The 23267-nt window shown below is 43.2% G+C and carries 24 protein-coding genes and 1 tRNA gene; 11 read left to right on the forward strand and 14 right to left on the reverse strand.

Translation table 11 applies throughout. The features are described from left to right. Positions 1 to 21: 21 nt before the first annotated feature. Entirely contained in the window at positions 22 to 1224 is a 1203-nt protein-coding gene (locus PQO05_RS26220) for an aspartyl protease family protein (protein ID WP_273630477.1), read from the reverse strand. 102 nt (positions 1225 to 1326) lie between these two features. On the opposite strand from PQO05_RS26220, the gene PQO05_RS26225 reads away from it, so the two are divergent. The 3 genes from PQO05_RS26225 to PQO05_RS26235 all read left to right on the forward strand — a co-directional run bounded on the left by PQO05_RS26225 (position 1327) and on the right by PQO05_RS26235 (position 3594). Then, the gene (locus PQO05_RS26225; protein ID WP_273630478.1) at positions 1327 to 2652 is read left to right on the forward strand and encodes a D-alanyl-D-alanine carboxypeptidase/D-alanyl-D-alanine-endopeptidase; all 1326 of its coding nucleotides are present in this window, start codon (positions 1327 to 1329) and stop codon (positions 2650 to 2652) included. A 4-nt stretch (positions 2653 to 2656) separates the two neighbouring features. Beyond that, positions 2657 to 3073 (forward strand): hypothetical protein, encoded by a 417-nt coding sequence (locus tag PQO05_RS26230; protein WP_273630479.1) that lies wholly within the window; start codon positions 2657 to 2659, stop codon positions 3071 to 3073. 374 nt (positions 3074 to 3447) lie between these two features. After that, positions 3448 to 3594 carry a hypothetical protein gene (locus PQO05_RS26235; RefSeq protein ID WP_273630480.1) on the forward strand — a complete coding sequence of 49 codons (147 nt, stop codon included), beginning with the start codon at positions 3448 to 3450 and terminating at the stop codon, positions 3592 to 3594. A 19-nt stretch (positions 3595 to 3613) separates the two neighbouring features. On the opposite strand, the gene PQO05_RS26240 is transcribed toward PQO05_RS26235, so the two are convergent. After that, positions 3614 to 3724: transfer RNA gene (locus PQO05_RS26240), tRNA-Asp, on the reverse strand. A 153-nt stretch (positions 3725 to 3877) separates the two neighbouring features. Between PQO05_RS26240 and PQO05_RS26245 the strand changes: the two genes are divergently transcribed. Next, complete coding sequence (locus PQO05_RS26245; RefSeq protein ID WP_074491574.1) at positions 3878 to 4354, forward strand: Lrp/AsnC ligand binding domain-containing protein; 477 nt, start codon at positions 3878 to 3880, stop codon at positions 4352 to 4354. Between the two features lies 1 nt (position 4355). Here PQO05_RS26245 and PQO05_RS26250 read toward each other — a convergent pair whose 3' ends face one another. After that, positions 4356 to 6599 carry a Tex family protein gene (locus PQO05_RS26250; RefSeq protein ID WP_273630481.1) on the reverse strand — a complete coding sequence of 748 codons (2244 nt, stop codon included), beginning with the start codon at positions 6597 to 6599 and terminating at the stop codon, positions 4356 to 4358. A 189-nt stretch (positions 6600 to 6788) separates the two neighbouring features. Between PQO05_RS26250 and PQO05_RS26255 the strand changes: the two genes are divergently transcribed. Further along, a complete protein-coding gene (locus tag PQO05_RS26255) occupies positions 6789 to 7010 on the forward strand; it encodes a hypothetical protein (RefSeq protein WP_273630484.1) in 222 nt (73 codons plus the stop codon). Positions 7011 to 7022: 12 nt separating this feature from the next. Here the strand turns inward: PQO05_RS26255 and PQO05_RS26260 are convergent, their stop codons facing one another. The 5 genes from PQO05_RS26260 to PQO05_RS26280 all read right to left on the reverse strand — a co-directional run bounded on the left by PQO05_RS26260 (position 7023) and on the right by PQO05_RS26280 (position 12415). Continuing rightward, a complete protein-coding gene (locus PQO05_RS26260) occupies positions 7023 to 7436 on the reverse strand; it encodes a hypothetical protein (protein ID WP_273630485.1) in 414 nt (137 codons plus the stop codon). Positions 7437 to 7444: 8 nt separating this feature from the next. Next, the gene (locus tag PQO05_RS26265; RefSeq protein WP_273630486.1) at positions 7445 to 8080 is read right to left on the reverse strand and encodes a tlde1 domain-containing protein; all 636 of its coding nucleotides are present in this window, start codon (positions 8078 to 8080) and stop codon (positions 7445 to 7447) included. 119 nt (positions 8081 to 8199) lie between these two features. Continuing rightward, positions 8200 to 9375: an acetyltransferase domain-containing protein gene (locus tag PQO05_RS26270; RefSeq protein WP_273630487.1), complete on the reverse strand. Its 1176-nt coding sequence runs from the start codon at positions 9373 to 9375 to the stop codon at positions 8200 to 8202. 735 nt (positions 9376 to 10110) lie between these two features. Beyond that, positions 10111 to 11094 carry a pyruvate dehydrogenase complex E1 component subunit beta gene (locus PQO05_RS26275; RefSeq protein WP_273630488.1) on the reverse strand — a complete coding sequence of 328 codons (984 nt, stop codon included), beginning with the start codon at positions 11092 to 11094 and terminating at the stop codon, positions 10111 to 10113. 805 nt (positions 11095 to 11899) lie between these two features. Then, entirely contained in the window at positions 11900 to 12415 is a 516-nt protein-coding gene (locus PQO05_RS26280) for a GNAT family N-acetyltransferase (protein ID WP_273630489.1), read from the reverse strand. A gap of 72 nt (positions 12416 to 12487) precedes the next feature. Here PQO05_RS26280 and PQO05_RS26285 point away from each other — a divergent pair, with 72 nt between their 5' ends. Next, positions 12488 to 14923, forward strand: a complete 2436-nt coding sequence (locus tag PQO05_RS26285) for a prolyl oligopeptidase family serine peptidase (RefSeq protein ID WP_273630490.1) — start codon at positions 12488 to 12490, stop codon at positions 14921 to 14923. Between the two features lie 69 nt (positions 14924 to 14992). Here PQO05_RS26285 and apaG read toward each other — a convergent pair whose 3' ends face one another. Both apaG and dusB read right to left on the reverse strand, forming a co-directional pair. Continuing rightward, positions 14993 to 15379 (reverse strand): Co2+/Mg2+ efflux protein ApaG, encoded by a 387-nt coding sequence (gene apaG / locus PQO05_RS26290; protein ID WP_273630491.1) that lies wholly within the window; start codon positions 15377 to 15379, stop codon positions 14993 to 14995. Between the two features lie 46 nt (positions 15380 to 15425). Beyond that, complete coding sequence (dusB, locus tag PQO05_RS26295; protein ID WP_273630493.1) at positions 15426 to 16418, reverse strand: tRNA dihydrouridine synthase DusB; 993 nt, start codon at positions 16416 to 16418, stop codon at positions 15426 to 15428. Positions 16419 to 16464: 46 nt separating this feature from the next. Here dusB and PQO05_RS26300 point away from each other — a divergent pair, with 46 nt between their 5' ends. From PQO05_RS26300 to PQO05_RS26320, 5 genes are read left to right on the forward strand one after another with little or no spacing between them, the layout of a single operon-like run. Continuing rightward, complete coding sequence (locus tag PQO05_RS26300) at positions 16465 to 17409, forward strand: CPBP family intramembrane glutamic endopeptidase (protein ID WP_273630494.1); 945 nt, start codon at positions 16465 to 16467, stop codon at positions 17407 to 17409. After that, positions 17390 to 17602: a putative signal transducing protein gene (locus PQO05_RS26305; RefSeq protein ID WP_273630496.1), complete on the forward strand. Its 213-nt coding sequence runs from the start codon at positions 17390 to 17392 to the stop codon at positions 17600 to 17602. The genes PQO05_RS26300 and PQO05_RS26305 overlap by 20 nt, the downstream gene beginning before the upstream one ends. Continuing rightward, positions 17599 to 18408, forward strand: coding sequence for a phosphatidate cytidylyltransferase (locus tag PQO05_RS26310; protein ID WP_273630497.1), 810 nt, complete (start codon positions 17599 to 17601; stop codon positions 18406 to 18408). The genes PQO05_RS26305 and PQO05_RS26310 overlap by 4 nt, the downstream gene beginning before the upstream one ends. 26 nt (positions 18409 to 18434) lie before the next feature. Further along, positions 18435 to 19097 (forward strand): phosphatidylserine decarboxylase family protein, encoded by a 663-nt coding sequence (locus PQO05_RS26315; RefSeq protein WP_273630498.1) that lies wholly within the window; start codon positions 18435 to 18437, stop codon positions 19095 to 19097. A gap of 36 nt (positions 19098 to 19133) precedes the next feature. After that, the gene (locus tag PQO05_RS26320; protein ID WP_273630499.1) at positions 19134 to 19325 is read left to right on the forward strand and encodes a hypothetical protein; all 192 of its coding nucleotides are present in this window, start codon (positions 19134 to 19136) and stop codon (positions 19323 to 19325) included. Between the two features lie 1058 nt (positions 19326 to 20383). On the opposite strand, the gene rplS is transcribed toward PQO05_RS26320, so the two are convergent. From rplS to PQO05_RS26340, 4 genes are all read right to left on the reverse strand, one after another. Next, positions 20384 to 20731 (reverse strand): 50S ribosomal protein L19, encoded by a 348-nt coding sequence (rplS, locus tag PQO05_RS26325; protein WP_074491613.1) that lies wholly within the window; start codon positions 20729 to 20731, stop codon positions 20384 to 20386. A gap of 269 nt (positions 20732 to 21000) precedes the next feature. Further along, positions 21001 to 21675, reverse strand: a complete 675-nt coding sequence (gene trmD / locus PQO05_RS26330; protein ID WP_273633558.1) for a tRNA (guanosine(37)-N1)-methyltransferase TrmD — start codon at positions 21673 to 21675, stop codon at positions 21001 to 21003. 216 nt (positions 21676 to 21891) lie between these two features. Next, positions 21892 to 22416, reverse strand: a complete 525-nt coding sequence (gene rimM, locus PQO05_RS26335) for a ribosome maturation factor RimM (protein WP_273630500.1) — start codon at positions 22414 to 22416, stop codon at positions 21892 to 21894. Between the two features lie 75 nt (positions 22417 to 22491). Continuing rightward, positions 22492 to 23025, reverse strand: a complete 534-nt coding sequence (locus tag PQO05_RS26340) for a 30S ribosomal protein S16 (RefSeq protein WP_273630501.1) — start codon at positions 23023 to 23025, stop codon at positions 22492 to 22494. Positions 23026 to 23267: the final 242 nt, after the last annotated feature.

A 23267-nucleotide genomic window follows, 5' to 3' on the forward strand; every position in this document is an offset into this window, starting at 1 on the left:
TCCACAATCGTAACAAGGTGTTTACAATCGGCGCTTCAGGGTAAGTATATAGCGGTAGCGCTTTTTATCGCGATAAATATCAAGTAGCAAACTGCGGTCGGGCCCCGATTTAAACAGGTCATCAATTTCCTGTATGCTCATATCGGCAACCGGCTTAAAGTTAATATTCAAAATAATATCATCTTTTTGCAGGCCGGTTAAATCCCCTGCCGATCCGGGCTCAACCCGGTTAATAATAACGGCATGCAAATCGTTGCCATCGGCATAGTACTCCAGCCCGCTCATATCATGCTCAAACGTGTTTTTAAAATCCTTTCCCGGTTTCAAAAACATGGCATTGTTCTGGTAATCAATAATAAGTGTGAATCTTTTTAGTATACCCAGGCCCAGGTTGCCGTCGCGTGCTACAGATCTTGCATTGGTAGATGCCGTATCTGTAAGTGTAAAGGAAGTGATCACGTTTTTGAACGCATATTTGCCTATATCCACTTCGCTTACGCGGCTTATTAAGCCGCTAACCGGCCCTGTTAAACCTACGCCCAAGTTGCCTACAATAAATTTTTGTGGCAGCGAGTTGTTTTTAATCTGGTTATCGAGCATCAACGGGTGGCCTGCACCCAAATCAATTACCAATTTGGCGTTTATCTCAGTTTGGTCCATCAACTTTACCCGGGCTTGCATATAAGGCTTACCTTGCTCTATCGTGATCGGGATACGGAAACCTTTTTTTAATTCTTTTAGTTCACCAGAGCGGGCAACCGTCATAGTGCTGTCGAAGAAGTTAAACTTAACGGCAAGGCTGTTAAAAAAATCGTAGCCAATAAGCCCGTGTATCTGCATACCGGCATAGTTAGAAAGCCCGAAATGATCTTTTTTTAATATCGCTGCGGATAAGTTATTGCCGCGGATCCCATCAATATCAAATTTCAGGTTAGAGCTTACCATAGCATCAAAATCCTCCCCTTCGCCCAGGCCAGATAATTTTATGGTGCGATGGCTTTGACGGCCTATAGAATCGGCAAGGGAAGGGTCTGTAATAATGATAATGCCAACGCCGCTATCAATAATAAAATTAAAGGGGCCTTTGCCATCAATTTTTGTTTTTACAATAACCATGTTGCGTACCATTTTAAATGGCACACTCATCTTTTTTTTACCCGGCGGCAGGTCAAAAAACTGCGCCTTTGCCCCTGTTATGCTAAAAGCAAAAAGTAAAACAAGCACATAGCATCGAAGCCGCAATATATCAGACGCTTTAAGCAACAATTTATGGTTATAATTGGATGTTAAAATTACATAAACATATACATCAATAACAAATAATATATGCCCCGATACCTGCTTAAATGGCTGGCCGTTGCCCTATTTATTTGCCTGGCGCTAAACGTTTGCCAAGCTGGTAAAATACGTACGCGCAAGATAAAAAAGCTATTTAAACACTCCGTTATATTTAATACGCATTTTACCGGCTTTGCTTTATACGATATTGATAAACAACAAACTGTTTATGAGCTTAATGCCGATCATTATTTCACTCCGGCATCAAACACTAAACTGTTTACGTTTTATACCTGCTTAAAGATGCTGTCAGATTCGGTACCTGCACTAAAGTATAGTATCCGTAATGATTCCCTCTTGTTTTGGGGAACCGGCGACCCTTCTTTTTTACATACCGAACTTAAAGGCACAAACGCTTATAATTTTTTGAAGCAAAGTGATAAAAAACTATTCTTTTGCCTCGGCCAATATCAAAACAACATATACGGAACAGGCTGGGCATGGGACGATTATAACGACTATTACAACGCCGAAATAAACGAACTGCCTGTTTACGATAACCTGGTAACCATATATGCAGATACAAATAAACAATTACAAACAATCCCCGCCTACTTTAGCCGTTTTTTAACTACAGATAGCAGCTACCGCCCTACAAACTACAGGCTTAATCGAAACTTTTTAAGCAATGAGATCATCTCTCCATCTACGCCTGCCCCAACCCATTTTAAGCAGGAAATTCCCTGGAAGACAAGTAACGAACTTATTGCCCAACTTTTGCAGGATACGCTGAAAAAAACTGTTGGCATATTAAACATTAATCTACCACCGAATGCCAAAGTGATCTACAATATAAACACTGACACCGTTTACCGCCACATGTTACAAGCCAGCGATAACTTTATGGCAGAGCAACTTTTATTAAGCTGTTCATCCGTAAAATTTAGTTACCTCAATACAGATTCGGTAAGGCAATATGCCATCCGCAATTATTTAAATGATTTGCCTGATAAACCACAATGGGCAGATGGCTCTGGCCTATCGAGGTTAAACCTTTTTACCCCAAGAAGTATTATAGTATTATTGAACAAGATACGCGGGCAAGTGAATAATGACGATTTATTACACAGCATGCTTTCTGCCGGAGGGGTAAGCGGCACACTACGCAATGCTTATAAAACAGATAACGGCCAACCTTTTGTATGGGGAAAAACAGGGTCGTTATCAAACAATTACAACCAGAGTGGTTATTTAATAACCCGCAAAGGCCACAGGCTCGCTTATTGCTTTATGAATAATAATTATGTTGACAGCACCCGCTCCGTTCGCGATGAAATGGCCCGGGTAATTACTTATATTCACGATAACTTTTAACGTAATGAAACCTATCGCCCTGCTTCTAATAGTGCTGGCATTGGCCGGCTGCAAATCGCAAAAAGAAAACCGCACCAAATGCGGCAGCGTTATTTGCACCAATGAATTTGTAATGATCCCCGTTAATGTAATTGCCACCAAGAGCAGCCAGATAGAGTTTAAAACGTATAAAGTAATTGATGTAGCCACAGGCAAAGAAGTTAAGAACAACGGCTTTGCAGGCAAAAACAGCCCCAATACGATCATTGTAGCCGACGATGGCCATCGCAAAAACTTTCCCGAAAAAGGCGAAGACCTTCAATTGCTAATAACCCGTAAAGATGACCGGGTGGTTAAAGTTGATTATAAAATTTCTGGTGGCCCCTGTGCCTGCCATGTAAGTAAATTGAGTGGGCCGGATGAGGTTGATTTGGATCAGTGAATTTAGTTTTGAATTAGTGAGTTGTGAGGGTGTGAATAGAGAGCGTATCATGCTAAAGCGCGTAGGCTGTCATGTTGAGGCACTCGAAACATGTGCGGAGGGAAAATACACATGCAAATCCGTTTTCCATTAGGAAGGGCGAGTGAATTATGATCGTCAGTGGATGTTCTTTTTCTTTTCTCTCAAAAGAAATTCACTCTTGTTTTGTCATCCAGCTATAGCGAAGGATCTTCTTCGTCAAGTTGTTTGAACCAGAATTTACTGAATTAAAGAATTAACAGAATGCAAAATGCATCTCACAGAAGATTCTTAATGCGGTGTTTGTTTTGCGGGTATTAATGGGCTCCTATCGTCGGCTCTTCATTACATTCAGAATGACAAAAAGTGAAGTGAAAAATTCCGGAAATTCTTTAATTCAGCAAATTCAGGTTCAGATTATAAATTCAGGTTCAAGACAAACAAAAACCCCTATATACAGCAAAGCCCCTGATGGGCAGGGGACTTTTACTAACCAATTATAAACCTAAATTATGAGAAGAGCTGTTGGGGAAGGATTCGAACCTCCACAGAGTAGTTAGCCCTTACGGGTTTCCCATATTCTCCGCCACCGGGACAAGGAGGTGTGTCTGCCAAAAATTTCACCACCCAACATTGTTTTTTTATTTAAGAACGCGCCCGTCATTTCCGACTTGCTTATTACAAATCTAACGTTGACAAGCATTCCTTGCAAATATTTCAATGAAATAATTTTATTTTTATTCAAATTTTAATTAGACTTGTGATTAAATAATGAATTGAAAATTTATGCCTCACAAAAAAGCTCAAAATTTAGAAATTGACAATCTCGATATCCAGATTTTGTCAATATTGATGAACAATGCAACTACACCTTACACTGAAATTGCAAAAGAGTTAATTGTATCGGGCGGCACAATCCACGTGAGGATGAAAAAGCTGGAGGAGATGGGTGTTATAAAAGGTGCCAGCCTCGAAGTAGATCCTCAGAAGTTAGGTTTTGATATTACGGCCTTTTTAGGTATTTACCTGGAGAAAGGCTCGCAATACAACGAAGCCGTAAAACGCCTTAAAGAAGTAAAGGAAATTGTTGAACTGTATTACACTACAGGCAGCTGGAGTATCTTTGCCAAAATTGTTTGCCATGATACCACCCACCTGCGCGAAGTGTTAAACGAACGCATACAAAGCGTACCCGGCATACAGCGTACCGAAACCTTTATCTCGTTAGAAGAAAGCGTAAAAAGGCAGATTAGTTTAGACTAACCTACCTGAACTTGTTTTTTAGTGCAGCCAGTTTACTCTGCATATCCATCTCGGGCTCTTCTCTCCTTTGTTGAGGTTTAGCCTGTGGTTGTGCTGTTCTTTTAATTCTGTTCTCTGGTTCGTCAGATTTCATGGATAATGAGATCCTTTTGCGGTTTGCATCAACCTCTGTAACAGTAACCATTACCTGCTGATGTACTTTTAGTACCTCGTTAGGGTCTTTAATAAAGCGATTGGTTATCTGGCTCAGGTGTACCAAACCGTCCTGATGTACACCTATATCTACAAACGCTCCAAAGTTGGTGATATTGGTTACTATACCCGGCAGTTTCATGCCGGTTTTTAAGTCATTTATTGTATTTACACCTTCGGTAAAGCTAAAAGCTTCAAACTTTTCGCGCGGATCGAGGCCTGGTTTTGCCAGCTCGGCCATAATATCGTTAAGGGTAGGTAAACCAACTGTTTCTGTAATATAATGTTTAAGCGGGATGCTGGCGCGAAGTTTACTATCGCTCATCAGGTCGCTTACCGAGCATTTCATGTCTTTTGCCATCTGCTCAACCAGGGCATAACGCTCTGGGTGAACGGCGCTGGCATCAAGCGGGTTTTCGGCATGGCGGATGCGCAGGAAACCTGCCGCCTGCTCGTATGCTTTATCGCCCAGGCGGGCTACCTTTTTCAATTGCTCGCGTTTTTTGAAAGCTCCGTTCTGGTTACGGTAGTCAACGATGTTCTGTGCCAGTTGCGGACCCAGGCCAGATACGTAGGCAAGAATTTGTTTTGATGCCGTATTCAGCTCCACGCCTACTGCGTTAACGCAACTCATTACGGTATCATCCAATGAGGTCTGTAATTTATTTTGGTCTACATCGTGCTGATACTGACCTACCCCTATTGATTTCGGGTCAATCTTTACTAATTCAGCTAATGGGTCCATCAACCTGCGGCCGATTGATACTGCACCACGCACCGTAATATCTTGCTCAGGGAATTCTTCGCGCGCAGCCTCTGATGCCGAGTAGATAGATGCACCGCTTTCATTCACCATTACCATGGTTACACCTGTCAGGTTCAGGTTTTTGACGAATAGTTCCGTTTCACGGCCGGCAGTACCGTTACCAATGGCAATGGCTTCGGTCTGATATTTCTCAACTATATGCTTCAGTGTTTTCTCAGCCTCTTTCTGCTGACCAGCACCTGTATGCGGGAATATTGCAGTGTACTCTAACAGTTTCCCCTGCTCATCCAATGCCACCACTTTACAACCAGTGCGGAAACCTGGATCAATCGCAATTAAACGTTTCTGACCAAGCGGCGCCGCCAGTAAAAGCTGACGGGCATTCTCTGCAAACACACGGATCGCTTCTTCATCAGCTTTCTTTTTAGTTAGCAAACGTACCTCTGTTTCCATCGATGGTTTCAGCAGTCGTTTATAGCTATCGCTTGCCGCCAGTTTAACCTGTGCAGCAGCCGGGTTGTTGGCGGTTACAAAAGTTCTGTCCAGCAAATCAATCGCCTCTTCTTCCTGTGGTTGGATATCAAGGTATAAGATTTCTTCTTTCTCGGCACGGCGCATAGCCAGTACCCGGTGCGAGGGTGCAGAAGTAAGTGGTTCTGTCCAGTCGAAATAATCTTTGTACTTAATCCCCACCTCTTCTTTACCCGGAATCACCTTAGATTGAAACGTGCCCTTGTTTAAAAACAGATCGCGCATTTTAGCACGCACTTCTGCATTTTCGCTGATTACCTCGGCGATGATATCTCTTGCACCGGCCAAAGCTTCGGCAGTATTGTTTACACCTTTTTCAGCATCAATATAAGTTGTGGCATCCAGTTCAGGATCGCCTTTACCCTGGGCCAGTAACAGATCGGCCAGGGGCTGCAAACCTTTTTCGCGGGCCATGCTGGCGCGGGTTTTACGTTTAGGGCGATATGGCAGATAGATATCTTCCAGCGCCACCATCGTTTCGGCATCATTTACCTGCTTTTCCAACTCCGGCGTTATTTTGCCAAGCTCGGTAAGTGATTTCAAGATAGCTTCACGGCGTTTATCCAGTTCGCGCAGTTGCTGCACGCGGTCGCGGATGGCGGCCACCTGTACCTCATCCAAAGAGCCTGTAAGCTCTTTGCGGTAACGGGAGATAAACGGCACAGTAGCGCCCTCATCTAATAAGTCGACAGTGGTGCTAACTTGTTTAGAGGAAATAGAAAGTTCCTGCGCTATCTTGATGTAATGATCTGGCATTCGATGTTCAATTTTAAAGAGTGCAAAGTTGAAGCTATAAGTACAGAAGTCAAAATTATTTTTCAGTTAACTTTCGGTTGTCGGTTATCAGTTGTCTGTTGTCGGGAGAACGCAGAAACATCTACGACTAACAGAGTTTTTTACCCACAACTGATAACAGACAACCGACAACAATTATCTTTGTACCCTATGGATCAGTACGCGCAACGGATGTATGAAATGAAGCTGGAAGAAATTTACAGGGGCTCGAGTTGGATCCCGGATGAGATTTCTCTGCCCGATTTTCTCGCTTTATTTCCGGTTGAATTTAAAGACGGTAAAGCCATCCGCCCCGATAAACCCAAAGATTTTGATTTTGACCGCGATACTTACCTGGCCATTATGGTGGCGTTTAGGCAGGCCTTTAGTTGATCTTAGGATGTATTAATTAACCCTAAATTCGCTGGAAACAACAACCTTTTCTGTTGCTGTAGCAGCAGCGCCATAATTCATTTTTAAACGGAAAACCTTGCCGTTCTTCAGAAACATCAAAGGAATTTTTGCCAGCACGTATGTTCCCAAAACCGGCTTTGAAGCGTTTGCTTTTTTAACAGCAGCCGCCCTGTCCGGAACATCTGAAGAGATATCCAAAACCACTTCCCGCCATTTATTATCCAAAAGCTGCTCGAGCCCTACGTAATAATAAACTACCTGTGGGCTTAATAATTGGTATTTTACAGTTTCATTTTTTTTAAACGCAGTGCCGTTAAGCACCTTAATAACAGTTGCGCCCGGCTGTGCCTTACAGGATATGCAAAGACTTAACAGTGCCGAAATAATAAGCAGTTTTAGTTTCATCTGATTTTTTATTTATCGCTTTCGCCGTAAGTGCTGGTATCAACATTGGCATAATCTACCATTAGTGCAACTTTTGTAAATGATTGGCGGGCTTTCATCAGCAAATCAAATATATGCGGGCTTGTTTCAATGCAACCGTGCGAATAGCCTTTGTGCGAGTCGTGTAAATAGAAATTGCTGCGGCCAAAGGTTTGTGTGCCTCTGTCGGCAAACAACCGGGCCCGCGTATTTCCCCAACCCGGATAAATCAGGGTGTGGCCGCCAACCACAACAGAGCCTGGTATTTTTTCAATTCCGCCTTCGGGGTTGGCCAGCAATTCGCCGGTGCGGCTATCGTGCTTTGCAACCCGTGCCGGGTTGGGCATCAGCAAAACCCAGTATTTACCTTCGGGAAGCGGGCCATAATCTTTAGTGCTTTCATAACGCGCTCGCTGATACCCCGGTGCGCCCGAAGATGCTTTATATTTAGCTACAACCATTCCCTTCTGTCCGTACGACCCTCTGTAGCAATAAACAAATGCACCATCATATTCTAACCAAATGGAGGCATTATCCTGAAAATGATCGTCAAGACCATAAGAATGGGCGTTAGTTTTTAAAATTGCTGCTAAGGTTCTGGTTTCCGATTCGGTTAGGTTTTCCATATTGAGGTTCAGATTGTTTAACCTTAACGAAAAACAAAGCCAAATGTTTTACCCAAAAGAAATACGCCGAAGTGAAATCAATATCCCATTGTCTATATCAAAGCTTAGAAACTCCCTCTTTACAAATAACTCAGCCACCAATCTTTCCTTCTTTGCTTTACTTTCATAAACCAGCGGCAAGGGAAATAGAGGATTGCTACAATGATGATCCATATCAAGTAAATCACTGGCAAATCGAAGCCCCAACCTTTAGGGATGCTCATGCCCGCATCCTGCAATTGCTTTATGGTGAAACCCATTGATAGGGCAACGATAATCTGCGAAATATGCACCAAGTAAATATGCGGCACATAATAAAAGAAAGGCACGCGACCATAAACGGTAAATATGCGGGTAAGCCAGTTGTTAACATGCTCTAAACCTGCAAGTGCAAGGATAGAGATTCCTAAGGTCATCAACAGGTATAATAACGACGGTGGATATTTCTGGCATTTAATAACCGCCAGTATGTTTTTCCACCATACATGCTGTTGTTCCCATGGGAAAGGATCGCCGTAAATATTAAACACTCGTAGGATTAAGAACAAGGCGAGGCAGCCTAACCCAATTTTTATAAACAAAGCTTGCCGTACTTTAGGCTCCAGCTTAAAGAAGGTGCCGAAACCATATCCTGCCGCCATTACGCCAATCCAGGGCACTATAGGATAAAGCAGAAATATAGATTCGTAGCTATTAATCTGGTAAAAACCTTGCTGGTGCAATATCAGCCACAACAATTGAAAATGACCGAATGAATTGGCCTTAATCCCATCGAGCGAGTTATGTCCGAATATCAATACCAACCCCACAATGGCAATGGTTCCCGGCTTTAGGTTGAGCCAGATTAAAAATGACAGGAAAAGCATACTGCAACCTATTGCCCAGATCACCTGCGCAAACATCATGTGGAAACCAATATCCAGTTGCCAGCCGAATTCGATCAGGGTAAATTCTAACAACAACAGCCACAAGCCCCGCTTCAATAAAAAACCAGCAGCCTCATTTTTAGTAGTCCGCTTTGCAAGCGACAAAAATGCGCTGGTGCCCGACAGAAATATAAACGTGGGCGCGCAAAAATGCGTGATCCAGCGGGTGAGGAAAAGCAATGGTGTAGTTTTACTCAGATCAAGCGGATCGAAGGGCACATTGGTAAAATAATCGCGCACATGATCAAGCGCCATAATAATCATGATAATACCACGCAGGGTATCAATAGAACCAATACGTTGACGGGGTTGCTTTATAGCTTCTTCCATAATTCAATTTAGGTAGCTGAATATAAGGATATTATATAAAATGAAAGATAGGTATAAATGATTTATTTATGGAGATATGGGTTGTTGGTATACCACATGTTGTAAGTTAATTGAGCAGGCAATCATTTATCAAGTTGACTACACGCTACCTAATAATCCGTTTTTCATTAGGAAGGGTGCCTGGTGCATGTTTAGCCTATGGATGTACTTTCTTTTTTCTCTCAAAAAAGAAAGTACCAAAGAAAAAAGTCACAGCCGGGCCCTGTTGCTACGCGGTTTCAGTGCTTTAGCACTACCTGTGGTTACCGCAACATTGCCAATGCTGCCAGAGAAGAGGTTATGTTCGGCAGGTGGTTGCGTCGGTATATTCTAAAGTCGGTATATTCTAAAAATTTGCGAGCGGTGGCCTGACAGAAACGCGGGCCATGCGCAGGCCTTGTGCGGAGAAGCATTTTTCTGTCTGATCTTTTGCCTACTTTTGGATCAAGCCAAAAGTAGGTAGCCTCTGCGGCAATGAGCAGACTGACGTAAATAAAACACTGACTTATAATCAATAGCAGTTGCATTAATCAAGCACAATCTCTGTAGTTCGGGGATTGCTTTCCCGAAATGAGTCGGGACAGGCTGTCATACCTCCTCGCAATGACGTGCAAGTGAAGGATAAACAACTTCTGATTTATAACAAAAAAGCCCTGCTATTTTCATAACAGGGCTTTTAATATTTACAATAACTAATTACTTAGTAACGTACATTACTTCTTTAACCGCTTTAATTACGCGTTCTGCATTTGGCAGGTACTCCTGAATTAAAGTTGGTGCGTAAGGCAATGGCACGTCGCCACCCATAATACGCAGGATAGGTGCATCTAAATAATCGAATGCATCTTTTTGTACTTTAAAGGCTACCTCAGTTGCGATAGAACCTAAAGGCCAGCTTTCTTCAACAATTACCAAACGATTAGTTTTTTTAACAGAGTTGATAACAGTTGCGTAATCGATAGGGCGTACGGTACGTAAGTCGATCACCTCTGCATTGATGCCTTCTTTTTCAAGCTCGGCAGCAGCAGCGTTAACTACTTTCATAATTTTACCGAAACCTACCAGAGTTACATCAGTACCTTGTTTGGTTACATCGGCTTTACCAATCTCAATATAGTATTCGCCATCCGGCACCATACCTTTATCGCCATACATTAATTCCGACTCCATGAAAATAACCGGATCCGGATCAAGGATAGCTGATTTTAATAAACCTTTAGCATCTGCAGGGTTCGATGGTACAACCACCTTTAAGCCCGGGCAGTTAGCATACCAGTTCTCAAAGCACTGGCTGTGCTGTGAGCTTAGCATACCTGCGTTACCAGTTGGGCCACGAAATACGATTGGCACCGAGAACTGGCCACCGCTCATCGAGTGGATCTTAGCCGCAGCGTTGATCACCTGGTCGATAGCTACCAGCGAAAAGTTAAACGTCATGAATTCGATGATCGGGCGAAGGCCGTTCATAGCCGAGCCAATACCGATACCGGCAAAGCCCAACTCAGAGATTGGCGTATCGATTATTCGTTTAGCACCAAACTCGTCCAACATTCCCTGACTAACTTTATAAGCACCGTTATATTCGGCAACTTCTTCACCCATCAGGTATATTTTATCATCCTTGCGCATTTCTTCGTTCATTGCTTCACGAAGCGCTTCTCTGAACTGTAGTTCTCTCATTATGATCTAAAAAAATGATATTTTAAGCAGCGCAAATATATGCAATGGTGTCGGAAAAACAATTACTCCAATGGATATTGTAATGGCTTTGTTTCATTTCAAGGTCATTTCGAATTCAATCAACTTAATTATAGCCCATTTTGTCATTGCGAGGAGGAACGACAGCCTGCCCCGATGATAATCGGGATGGCAATCTCGTAGTAGCGCAGAATCGCGTTGTAAGTCAGAACAGCAAGCCAGGAATTATTAATGTTGTATTTATTTCCATAGGTATTAAAGAACTCCCTCTGGTCGGGTGTCTTCGTATCTCAATGACGAGCGGGGGTGGACATTGTCTTGATTCTTGCCTCTCGATTCTTAATTCTATCAATGGCGTTGCCTTCGGTCCGGGCTATCCGTTACAAGTCCTCGCCAGCCCTCCACACAAAGTCCACGCTGCTGCGGGCTTTTCACTGCTATCCCTAACGCGGTAATGGTGCAAGAGACACAAAGTACGAGAGACACAAAATATTGTGTCTCTACGGGCAATAGTATTGATGTTGGCTTGTACAAGGATTCTAAACCCTGCGAGCGGTGGCCCGACAGAAACGCGGGCCATGCGTAGGCCTCGTGCGGCGAAGCATTTTTCTGTCTTGATCTTTTGGGTACTTTTGGATCAAGCCAAAAGTACCTAGCCCCTGCGGCAATGAGCAGACTGACGATGATAACACCACAACCCATTTCATTAATAGTTTCTGCGATACTGATGTCTGTGCTAATAGGTCTGAGATTGCTTCGTTCCTCGCAATGACGTGCTGAAAATTATTTATTTACGATGCAACGCAAACACATGCTCATCATACACCTCATCGTATTTAATAGCACATTGCTTAATAATCCCCTGCCTTACAAAACCGGCTTTCTCCAACACTTTCATCGATTTGGGGTTATGACCGAAAGCATTTGCCACAATGCATATTATATCCAGATTTTCGAAAGCATAATCGGTAACCAGCTTTACAGCTTCTGGCATAATGCCTTTGCTCCAATGTTGTTCACTAAGCCAGTAACCCAGTAAGGGGGTTTTGCGGTAAACATCCTGACGAAGCTCTAACCCTATCCCGCCGGCAACTTCACCATCAATTTCTATGGCAAAGTTTACAACAGGGTCTTGGTCCAACTTGCTGCTGATAAACTTTTCGGCATCACTTAGTTGGTAAGGATACGGGAACCTGTCGAACAAATATTTCGAGATATTAACATTGTTGGCGTGTTTTTGCAGCGAAACTGCATCGCTTTCCAGCCAGGTGCGTAAAGCAAATTGTGATCCTGTTATGCGCATTGTAACAATTAAATGGTTAAAAGTAATGATATTGGCTAAGTGTTTAACTTGCATTCCTAATTAATAAATTTTATGAAGAAATTTTTTACGCTATTGCTCTTAGCAGCTTGCGGCACTTCTTTTGCCCAAACGACCGAAAAGCTGACCGTCGAGAAAATTATGCGCGATCCGAAATGGATGGGCACATCGCCATCAAACATCCGCTGGAGCGACGATGGTAAGAAAATATACTTTAACTGGAACCCCGAAAATGCCGACCGCGACCCGCTATACAGCATTACCACCAGCGATTTAAAACCGCAAAAAGTAGGTATCGACGAGCGCAGATCATCACTGCCCGGCAACGGCGACTGGAATAAAAAGCACACCGCCAAGGTATACGAGCGTAATGGCGATATTTATTTGTCGGACATTAAATCTGGCAAGATTATCCAACTCACTAACACAACGGACCGCGAAGCTAACCCAACCTTCAGCGGCGATGAAAGCCATATCCTTTTTATTAAAGGCGATAACCTGTACTCGGTTAAATTAAACAGCGGCGAGCTTACACAGCTTACCAACTTTACGCATGGCACTGCGGCGGGCGCACCTGCTGCTGCAACTGCAGGCGCTGGCCGTCGTGGCGGAAGTGCTGCCCCGGTTACAGCCGGCGCACAAGGCGGAGGCACACAGCAAGACCGCTGGCTAAAAGCCGAGCAGGTTGAACTGTTCGATGTAATTAAAGAGAAGGAAAAACTGGCGAAAGAAGATGCTACTGATCGTAAAGAACTTCAGCCTAAGAAACTGAAAGATATTGCCGTTGGCGATCAGATTGTATCATCTGTAGAATTAAGCCCGGATAACCGTTACGTTACCTACCGCTTAATTAAACAACCGGAAGGAACAAAGATCACCAATGTACCCAGCTATGTAACCGCTTCTGGTTATACCGAAGATATTGCTAACCGTACCAAAGTAGGTGCACCACAGGCAACCTCGCAAACCTTTGTGTTCGATACCCAGCGTGACTCTACCTATGCGGTTGTTACTTCAGATATTCCGGGCATTAAAGATCTGCCCGATTACGTGAAGGATTACCCTAAACAATTGGAGGAACGTACCAAACGCAACGAAGACCGCAAGGTAAACGTACACGGCCCTTACTGGAGCGATGATGCTAAAAATGCCATCGTAATTGTTACCGCGCAGGATAACAAAGACCGTTGGATCATGAAATTGGATCCATCAACCGGCAAACTAAGCATTCTCGACCGTCAGCGCGACGAGGCGTGGATTGGTGGCCCTGGCATTGGCGGCGGTGGTTACTCAGGCGGTAACGTGGGTTGGTTGGATAACACCCACTTCTACTTCCAGAGCGAAGCGAGTGGCTACTCGCACATTTATGTAGCCGACGTTACTACCGGCACCAAGAAACAATTAACTACCGGTAAATGGGAAGTACAGACGCTCGAACTATCAATCGATAAAAAAACTTTTTACTTTACAGCCAACATAGAACATCCGGGTATTACGCACTACTACCGCATCCCGGTAACAGGCGGCGAACCGGTGAAATTAACCAGCATGAAAGGCGGCAACGAGGTTGATCTTTCTCCGGATGAAAAATGGCTGGCTATCCGTTACTCCTATTCAAACAAACCCTGGGAACTGTATATTCAGCCTAATAAGCCCGGTGCAAAAGCGGTACAGGTAACACAATCAACCACTGCCGAGTTTAAGGCTTATCCGTGGAGAGACCCGCAGGTAATTACCTTCAAAAACCGTTATGGCAGCGATGTATATGCACGCCTTTATGTACCAACTAATGCCGACCCGGCTAAACCGGCGGTGGTATTTGTACACGGCGCGGGTTACCTGCAAAACGTGCATTACTACTGGAGCTCATACTTCCGCGAGTACATGTTTAACAATTTACTGGCCGAACAAGGTTATACTGTGCTGGACATTGACTATACCGGCAGTTCTGGCTACGGCCGCGACTGGCGTACGGGTATTTACCGCCACATGGGAGGTAAAGATTTAACCGACCAGGTTGATGGCGTAAAACTTTTGGTTGAAAAATATGGCGTAAACCCTAAACATGTAGGTTTATATGGTGGCTCTTATGGTGGTTTCATGACCCTGATGGCTATGTTTACCGAGCCTGATGTATTTGCTGCCGGTGGCGCACTACGTTCTGTTACCGATTGGGCACATTACAATCACGGTTATACCGCCAACATTTTGAATGAGCCGTATAATGATGAAAAAGCTTATAAAGCAAGTTCGCCTATCTATTTTGCCAACGGCTTAAAAGGTCACTTATTAATGGCACATGGTATGGTTGATGAGAATGTGAATTTCCAGGACATTGTTCGTTTAACCCAGCGTTTAATTGAATTACACAAAGATAACTGGTCGCTTGCCCCTTACCCGGTAGAGGATCACGGCTTTGTACAACCCAGCAGTTGGACGGATGAGTACAAACGTATTTTGAATTTATTCGATACTACGCTGAAGAAATAATAAAACCTTCTTCCAACAAAAAGCCCCCGATTTTTATCGGGGGCTTTTTTATATCATTAAGAATTCCTCTTAGTTCATGCGATAAGGCGCTACCATATCAAATTTAGGAATCTCTACATCAAACAGCGTATTATCTAATGTACGTACCATTTGGTATTCGCCTTTCATGCTGCCCATATCTGTTTTAAGGTTGCAGCCTGATATGTATTCGTGGAAACTACCGGGTTCAATAACCGGCTGCTCTCCTACTACGCCCTCACCTTCAACTTCGCGGTGTTCGCCGTTCGAGTCAAAGATTTCCCAATGGCGGCGCAATAACTGCACTGTGTTTTCGCCAACGTTCTCTATATTTATTTTATAGGCAAACATATAATGATCGTTTGCCGGGTTCGAATATTCGGGTTGATATTGTGTTTCTACAGAAACCTTTACTCCGTCTGTAATTGTAGTCACCATGTTCGTAACGTGTTATGCCTCAAATGTATTGATCCTCAATCAATAATCAAGCCATCTCTGTTGCATAATTGTCATGAATTTGCTCTAATATTTCTTCAACGTCTTCAATGGTACCGGCTTGCACCAGTCTCATCCTAAATTCCTTGAAGTTTTCGATGCCTTTAAAGTAGCTGGCGTAGTGGCGGCGCATTTCAAAAATGCCTGTTTTAGGGCCTTTCCAGGCAACAGATTTCTCCAGGTGGGTACGGCAAACGTCAATACGTTCGGCAATTGTCGGTCCTTCCAAATGTTCACCAGTAGCAAAATAATGTTTAATCTCGCGGAAGATCCATGGGTAACCAATAGCTGCACGACCAATCATCATACCGTCAACTTCGTACTCCATGCGCCATTGAGCTGCTTTTTCCGGCGAATCAATATCCCCGTTACCAAAAATCGGGATTTGGATACGTGGGTTCTTCTTAATATCCCGGATTAACGTCCAATCGGCTTCGCCTTTGTACATCTGTGCACGGGTACGGCCATGTATGGTTAATGCCTTAATTCCTATATCTTGTAACCTTTCGGCTACCTCGTAAACGTTTTTAGTAGTATCGTCCCAGCCTAAGCGGGTTTTTACGGTAACTGGCAAATGGGTAGCTTCAACCACAGCTTTAGTCATGGCTACCATTTTATCGATATCCTGCAATAAGCTTGCGCCTGCGCCACGGCATGCTACCTGTTTTACCGGGCAGCCGTAGTTAATATCCATCAAATCAGGGCCTGCCAATGTGGCAATTTCGGTGGCCGTGCGCATACTGTTAATATCGCTGCCGAAGATCTGGATGCCTATTGGGCGTTCGTATTCAAAAATATCCAGTTTCTGACGGCTTTTTGCTGCATCACGAATCAACCCCTCTGAAGAGATAAACTCGGTGTACATCATATCAGCTCCGTTTTGCTTGCATACGTAACGGAAAGGCGGATCACTCACATCTTCCATCGGCGCCAGCAATAGCGGAAATTCCCCTAAATCAATATTTCCTATTTGTACAGACATGGCTTATCTTTAAAGCGGTACAAAAATACAAATTTTATTAACCAATATGACAGATACGGGCTACAGCCAGATGCGACCGGGGTTTCAATTTCTTGTTTTTATTGCCATTATGGTGGTTATGCTTGTTATAGGCGTTCTTATTGCGATTGGCGTAATTACGCTGATGTACAATTTTGACACATTTATGAAGGTTTCGCAGCTGCAAATAGATGGCCCACAGGATGTTCGCGCTTTGTGGATCATACAATTTATAACCACTACCATGCCGATATTAGCCGTACCTGTATTTTTTGCTTACGTGGTTGTTAAAGAACCTGAAAGCTATTTAAAGGTAAAAACCGGGTTTCCGCTGCAATTATTAATTCTCGTTTTCTTTATCATGTTTATGTCGCTGCCCATTATGGAGCAGCTTAGTAATATTAATGAGCGACTAATATTGCCGCCCTTTTTAAAGAACATCGAAGACTGGATGCGTGAACATGAAAAGGCAGCAGAAAAAGCAACCAACATTTTGCTGAAGATGGATACCGTTTGGGACATGATCAAAGCTGTATTATTCGTTGGGGGATTAACGGCCGTTGTTGAAGAGCTGATGTTTCGCGGGGCCTTACAAACCATCTTTATCCGCTGGACTAAAAACCACCACGCCGCTATATGGATCACGGCAGCATTGTTCAGCGCTTTCCACATGGAGTTTTTTGGGTTTTTACCGAGGCTGATGCTGGGTGTATTTTTCGGTTATTTTGTATATTGGAGCGGCAGCATCTGGACATCGATCTGGGCGCATTTCATTAATAACGGCACAGCTGTAGTTCTCACTTATTTATATCAGCATAAAACAATAAAGACCAACCCAGATGATACGCATGTATTTAGTTTGCTTGGCTATGTGTTTAGCATAATTATTACCGTACTTTTGTTAATTAATTACCGCAATATTGCTATTGCCGGCAACGGCAATTTAACAGCAGATGGAACAGAACTGGATTAAATTTTTTACTTCCACTAATTTTTATCAGTCGGAAATGGTTAAGCAAATGCTCATTGAAAACCATATCGACGCCGTACTCCTTAATAAACAGGATTCGTCGCACCGCAACTTTGGCAATATAGAAGTCTATATCCATAAGGAAGACTTTTCGCAGGCGGTAGAAATTATGATCCTGAATCAAATTAATATATGAAAACACGCGCCATTACCGGCTTTTTCTTCATCATTGTTATGCTGGCCTCCGTTTTATTGGGGCCTTATGTATTTACCGGCTTTTACTTGCTGCTTACTGTTTTATGCCTGCAAGAGTTTTATAAAGTGCTTAAGCAAAGCAGTATTAACCCCAACTTATCTGTCGGCCTATTAAATGGCGCTTATATTTTCGCAGCAGTAGCTTCGGTTTATTACCTACAGCCAACACAAAGCCATAAATTATTATTACTGATCGCGATTACTTCGTGCCTGATTTTAGTGAACGAGCTTTTCAAAGAATCGCCAACACCATTTACCAATATCGGCTTTACCTACCTTGGTTTAGTATTTGCCGTAGTACCATTTTGCTTTTTCCATGCTTTAGGATTTGTTCACGGTTATTTCAATGGCCATTTACCGATGGCGTTTTTGCTGATGCTTTGGGCTAATGATACCGGCGCTTATTTAACCGGCCGCTGGCTGGGCCGCACCAAACTGTTCGAACGCCATTCGCCAAAGAAAACCTGGGAAGGATTTTTTGGAGGCGTTGCTATTGCGGCCGCAGTAGGCTTTATCATCAGCATTTATTTTAAAGAACTACAATGGCGCCAATGGGTATCTGTAGCCATTATTATTGGCTGTGTAGGCACACTGGGTGACTTAGTTGAATCGATGTTTAAACGCAGCCTTAATATTAAAGATAGCGGCGGCATACTACCAGGCCACGGCGGGCTGCTCGATCGCTTCGACGGTTTGTTGCTTGCAGCACCAGTTGTTTATACTTACCTATACTTCATAACAAATTAGTAATTTCGCAAAAAAATTATTTCTAAATGACTTTTCATAAAGAAGGATATACCTCCCTTGCCCTGTGCATACTGTTCATTTTTGTATTAAATGCAGTGATACAGTTTTACTACCCACAGGCTTTTGCCCTAAAATGGTTCATCTACATTTTATCGGCGTTGTTATTCATTATCATCGTCCAGTTTTTTCGCAGCCCAAGCTTCGCGATTACTAAAGATGAGCAAACTGTGCTTTGCCCAGCAGATGGTAAAGTGGTTGTGATTGAAGAAACAGAAGAAGGCGAAGTATTTAAAGACAAACGCATCCAGATCTCGGTATTTATGTCGCCGGTTAACGTGCACGTTAACCGTAACCCAATTGGCGGCGTGGTTAAATACTTTAAATATCACCCGGGTAAATACCTGGTAGCATGGCACCCAAAATCATCAACAGAGAACGAGCGCACCACTGTTGTGATCGAAAATAAAAAAGGCACGTCGATATTATTCCGCCAAATTGCCGGTGCAATGGCTCGCCGTATTGTATGGTATGTAAAAGAAGGTGATAAAGTTGAACAAGGTGATCAATTTGGCTTCATAAAATTTGGATCGAGAGTAGATATTTTTTTACCTTTAGGAACCAAGATCAACGTGAATCTTGGTGAGGTAGTAAAAGGTGGCCGCACCGTACTTGCCGAACTAACTGCGTAAAAGGGGCTTTTATTAACCAATTATAAACCCAAACCGATGAGAAAATTTACTTTAATGATGGCTTTAGCATTTACTGTAGCCGCTGCGAATTCATTTGCTGGCGACAAAACAGATAAAGACAAAGGCATGAAATGCAACACGCCCGGAAAATCGTGCTGCAAAAAAACAACTAAAGCTACTGCTGATAAGGCTCCTAAAAAAGCTGATGACAGTAAGAAAGCGGCTTAATTGTTTGTTTAAGATTTTTATAGAAAGCCTTCCGATTATCGGGAGGCTTTTTTGTTTTTTTTAAATATTCGTCATTGCGAGCGATAGCGAAGCAATCTCAGACCGATTAGCAGTACCTTCAATAACGCAGAATCGTTTTTCATTAGGAATGGCAAGGTGAGTAATATGAATAGTCAGTGGATGTTACTTTTCTTTTCTCTCAAAAGAAAAGTAACCAAAAGAAAAGTCGCAGCCGGGCCCTGTTGCTATGAACTTGCAGTGGTTGGGCAATACCTGTGGTTGCCGCAACATTGCCAATGCTGCCTTGAGGAGAGGTTATGTTAAGGTAGTGGAGATTTTGGTAATTATATAATTTGTAATTGTGAGTGATAGCGTGGCACTCCTCAACCAACAGAGGCTCTGCTTGAATCAAAGCAATTGCATTTACAGATGAATTGATTGCTACTATCAATGTCAGTCCCGCTCAATCGCCGCGGGTAGGCTGTTACTTTGTAGCCACAAAGTAACCAAAAGGCTTATCGGCAAAAGGCTTCTTTACGCACAGGGCCATGCCGCACAGCGTACAGAACAACACAGGCCGGGATCTTTTGCCCTACTTCGTTCACACTTGGCCTTACCCTTCTGCAAAATCTCCAATGCCTCTTTCAAACGCACAAGGCCACCGATGTTCTGCCCGCTTTTGGCCGAAGCTGTTTGCCGACTTGGAAGAGAAACAAGAATCGAGAAACAAGACTATATAAATAGGACAATCAAAGGAAGCGGTGGCCCAGACGCAAAAGCGTGGCCGTGAAGTGGACTTGTGCGGTGGAGCTTTTTTGCGTCTTGATCTTTTGGTTACTTTTGGATCAAGCCAAAAGTAACAGCCTACCCGCGGCGATTGAGCGGGACCGACTTTCACTTAAAGTACACACAGATGATCAGGGTCATTGCGTTCATTAAAGTACGACCTCTGTCGGTCGGGGATTGCTTCATACCTCGCAATGACGCGATGGAGACAAACCAAAACAAAAAGCCCTTCTGGAAAACAGAAAGGCTCTTGTAAGATATAGCGATAAAACTTATACTCTTTTTGATTTGATACGAGCTGCTTTACCGGTAAGGGCACGCAGGTAGTACAATTTAGCACGACGCACTTTACCGTGGCTGTTAACATCAATTTTATCGATGTTAGGAGAGTTAATAGGGAAGATACGTTCTACACCAATACCGTTTGATACTTTACGTACGGTAAAGGTTTCAGTTGTACCTGCGCTGTTACGTTGTATACATACGCCTTGGTAAACCTGGATACGCTCTTTGTTACCCTCTCTGATTTTATAGTGCACGCTGACAGTATCACCTGCTTTAAACACAGGAACCTGCTTTTTTTCTACTGACTGCTCTTCAACAAATTTTACTAAATCCATGATTCTTAGCTCTTAAAGCGATTTTTAACCCGTAAAAATCGGATTGCAATTATAGGGATAATTTTTCGAAATAAAAAGTTGTTTCGAAATTTTTCCACATTATTTAAGTAATTAACATTTATAGTTAAGTTATTGGTGATTGAGGGTATTAAGTTGACTGAGCTTTACAACTACTTAACATATTCAACTATTCAGCTCAGTCAACATTATTTGATTAAGTTTCTTTTTACAACCCAATCAACGATTCAACTTATTCAACCCAATCAACTTCACTCCAACAAATCCGGCCTTCTTGCCTTCGTACGTTCCATAGCTTGTTCGAAGCGCCATTTTTCAATTTCGGGCGTGTTGCCGCTCAACAGAATATCAGGCACCTTGTGGCCCTTCCAGTCTGCGGGGCGGGTATATACCGGCGCATCCAACATATCGTCCTGGAACGAGTCTGAGAGTGCTGAGGTTTCATCTGATAACACCCCAGGTATCAACCTCACAATGGCATCCACCAAAATGGCTGCAGGCAACTCTCCGCCCGATAGTACATAATCCCCTATCGACATCTCGCGGGTAACATACAGATCGCGCACACGCTGATCTATCCCCTTGTAATGCCCGCATAATATCATGATGTTTTTAACGCTCGATAGCTGGTTGGCTAAACCCTGATTCAGCGTAACGCCATCCGGAGTCATAAATATGATCTCGTCATATTCGCGCTCTGCCTTTAGTTTTTCTATGCAAACAGCAAAGGGCTCAATCATCATTACCATGCCACTGCCGCCGCCGTAAGGATAATCGTCAACACTTTTATGCTTATTGCTCGAATAATCGCGCAGGTTATGCACGTGAATTTCCGTCAGTCCCTTTTTTTGGGCACGATGTAGTATTGAATGCGCAAAAGGGCTTTCGAGCAGGCCTGGTAAAACGGTAAGGATATCGAAACGGATCATAATTTTACAAAGATATTAATTTCGGATTTTGATGGCGTAGAGGCGTCACAGACGCTATGAAGTTTTAAGCACGCGTTGTAAACGCGCGCAAGGGTAAGTTAACTCGTCATTGCGAGGTACGAAGCAATCCCCGACTTGCAGAGCCGCTCTGTATAGTTCGCGATTGCTTCGTACCTCGCAATGACGCGCTGGACGAAGCTGTTACTTTCCCTCTTAATCCATATACACATCCAACAAGCCCTCAGGCAAGTCCAGATATACTTCTCCGCCTTCTATGTCGATACCTTTAATGGTTGCGGCATTAAGCGGGAAAAGTACTTCCTTATTGTTGTAGTGTACCGATGCGATAATTTGCTGGGGATATTCGTTCACCTCCAGTATTTCGCCAAGTTCACCATGTTTTTCGTCGATGGCCAAAAATCCTTCGAGATCCATCAGGGTAAACTCTTCTTCATCTACTTCGGGCTTAAGCTTATTGGGCAGAAATACATCTTTCTTTACCAGTTTGGCTGCGGCTTCAATGGTATCAACTCCGTCGAGGTTCAAGTAAGCCGTATTAGGTAGCGGGTATTTGATCGACTTTACAAAGAAAGGAACCAGCTTGCCGGCCACATCAATAAATACGGCATCGAACTTAATATCCTCTAAGCCATCGAAATCAACATATAATTGAAATTCGCCTTTGAGGCCGCGGGTTTTAAGCAGGCTGCCTATACGGAAGGTATCTTCTGTTTTCATTATCAAAACGTTTTAAAAAACAATAGCGAAGAACTGTTAAGAACTTCGCTATCTAAATTATTGGCGCAGTATAAATTATTCTGCAGAATCTTCAGCTGATGCTTCAGTTTCAGGAGCTTCTTCTTCAGTAGCTTCAACTTCTTCAGCAACAGGTGCATTTTTAGCAGCAATTGCAGCAGCTTTGTCTTCTTTTTTCTTAGCTTCAGCGGCTAAAGCAGCTTTGCGGGCTTCTTCTTTTGCAGATACTAAGCTTGATTTTTTACCAGTGATTTTTCCTTCTTTCTGATCTAACCAAGCCTGGAATTTCTCATCAGCTTGCTCAGCAGTTAAAGCGCCTTTAGCTACACCACCTTGTAAGTGCTTGCGGTAAAGTACACCTTTGTATGAAAGGATAGCACGGCAGGTATCAGTTGGTTGTGCACCACTGTTAACCCAGTCTAAAGTTTTGTCGAAATTGATATCGATAGTAGCTGGATTAGTGTTCGGGTTATAAGAACCGATACGCTCAATGAAACGGCCGTCACGTGGTGCACGGGCGTCTGCTACTACGATGTAGTAAAAAGGTTTTCCTTTTTTACCGTGTCTTTGCAGTCTAATTTTAGTTGCCATTGTTTGTGTTTATGTATTCAACATGTTCCCCGGAGTATATTCTGCGGGGCTGCAAAGGTAAATAATATATTTTAAATATGGAAATGATTGCCAATGATTTAGTTATTAGGGAGTTGACAATGGTTCATATCCCGAGCTCTCCCGTCTTGTCATTTCGACCGTAGGGAGAAATCCTGTACAGTTTGCTTTTTAAGCGTATAAGATTTCTCCCTACGGTCGAAATGACAAGGGGAAATAGAAAA

Source organism: Mucilaginibacter jinjuensis, from assembly GCF_028596025.1.
Lineage (GTDB): Bacteria > Bacteroidota > Bacteroidia > Sphingobacteriales > Sphingobacteriaceae > Mucilaginibacter > Mucilaginibacter jinjuensis.

Excerpts from the sequence above, each read along its gene's own strand:
- PQO05_RS26225 (WP_273630478.1), top strand. The coding sequence starts at position 1,327 with ATGCCCCGATACCTGCTTAAATGGCTGGCCGTTGCCCTATTTATTTGC.
- PQO05_RS26230 (WP_273630479.1), top strand. The coding sequence starts at position 2,657 with ATGAAACCTATCGCCCTGCTTCTAATAGTGCTGGCATTGGCCGGCTGC.
- PQO05_RS26235 (WP_273630480.1), top strand. The coding sequence starts at position 3,448 with ATGACAAAAAGTGAAGTGAAAAATTCCGGAAATTCTTTAATTCAGCAA.
- PQO05_RS26245 (WP_074491574.1), top strand. The coding sequence starts at position 3,878 with ATGCCTCACAAAAAAGCTCAAAATTTAGAAATTGACAATCTCGATATC.
- PQO05_RS26250 (WP_273630481.1), bottom strand. The coding sequence starts at position 6,599 with ATGCCAGATCATTACATCAAGATAGCGCAGGAACTTTCTATTTCCTCT.
- PQO05_RS26255 (WP_273630484.1), top strand. The coding sequence starts at position 6,789 with ATGGATCAGTACGCGCAACGGATGTATGAAATGAAGCTGGAAGAAATT.
- PQO05_RS26260 (WP_273630485.1), bottom strand. The coding sequence starts at position 7,436 with ATGAAACTAAAACTGCTTATTATTTCGGCACTGTTAAGTCTTTGCATA.
- PQO05_RS26265 (WP_273630486.1), bottom strand. The coding sequence starts at position 8,080 with ATGGAAAACCTAACCGAATCGGAAACCAGAACCTTAGCAGCAATTTTA.
- PQO05_RS26270 (WP_273630487.1), bottom strand. The coding sequence starts at position 9,375 with ATGGAAGAAGCTATAAAGCAACCCCGTCAACGTATTGGTTCTATTGAT.
- PQO05_RS26275 (WP_273630488.1), bottom strand. The coding sequence starts at position 11,094 with ATGAGAGAACTACAGTTCAGAGAAGCGCTTCGTGAAGCAATGAACGAA.
- PQO05_RS26280 (WP_273630489.1), bottom strand. The coding sequence starts at position 12,415 with ATGCGCATAACAGGATCACAATTTGCTTTACGCACCTGGCTGGAAAGC.
- PQO05_RS26285 (WP_273630490.1), top strand. The coding sequence starts at position 12,488 with ATGAAGAAATTTTTTACGCTATTGCTCTTAGCAGCTTGCGGCACTTCT.
- apaG (WP_273630491.1), bottom strand. The coding sequence starts at position 15,379 with ATGGTGACTACAATTACAGACGGAGTAAAGGTTTCTGTAGAAACACAA.
- dusB (WP_273630493.1), bottom strand. The coding sequence starts at position 16,418 with ATGTCTGTACAAATAGGAAATATTGATTTAGGGGAATTTCCGCTATTG.
- PQO05_RS26300 (WP_273630494.1), top strand. The coding sequence starts at position 16,465 with ATGACAGATACGGGCTACAGCCAGATGCGACCGGGGTTTCAATTTCTT.
- PQO05_RS26305 (WP_273630496.1), top strand. The coding sequence starts at position 17,390 with ATGGAACAGAACTGGATTAAATTTTTTACTTCCACTAATTTTTATCAG.
- PQO05_RS26310 (WP_273630497.1), top strand. The coding sequence starts at position 17,599 with ATGAAAACACGCGCCATTACCGGCTTTTTCTTCATCATTGTTATGCTG.
- PQO05_RS26315 (WP_273630498.1), top strand. The coding sequence starts at position 18,435 with ATGACTTTTCATAAAGAAGGATATACCTCCCTTGCCCTGTGCATACTG.
- PQO05_RS26320 (WP_273630499.1), top strand. The coding sequence starts at position 19,134 with ATGAGAAAATTTACTTTAATGATGGCTTTAGCATTTACTGTAGCCGCT.
- rplS (WP_074491613.1), bottom strand. The coding sequence starts at position 20,731 with ATGGATTTAGTAAAATTTGTTGAAGAGCAGTCAGTAGAAAAAAAGCAG.
- rimM (WP_273630500.1), bottom strand. The coding sequence starts at position 22,416 with ATGAAAACAGAAGATACCTTCCGTATAGGCAGCCTGCTTAAAACCCGC.
- PQO05_RS26340 (WP_273630501.1), bottom strand. The coding sequence starts at position 23,025 with ATGGCAACTAAAATTAGACTGCAAAGACACGGTAAAAAAGGAAAACCT.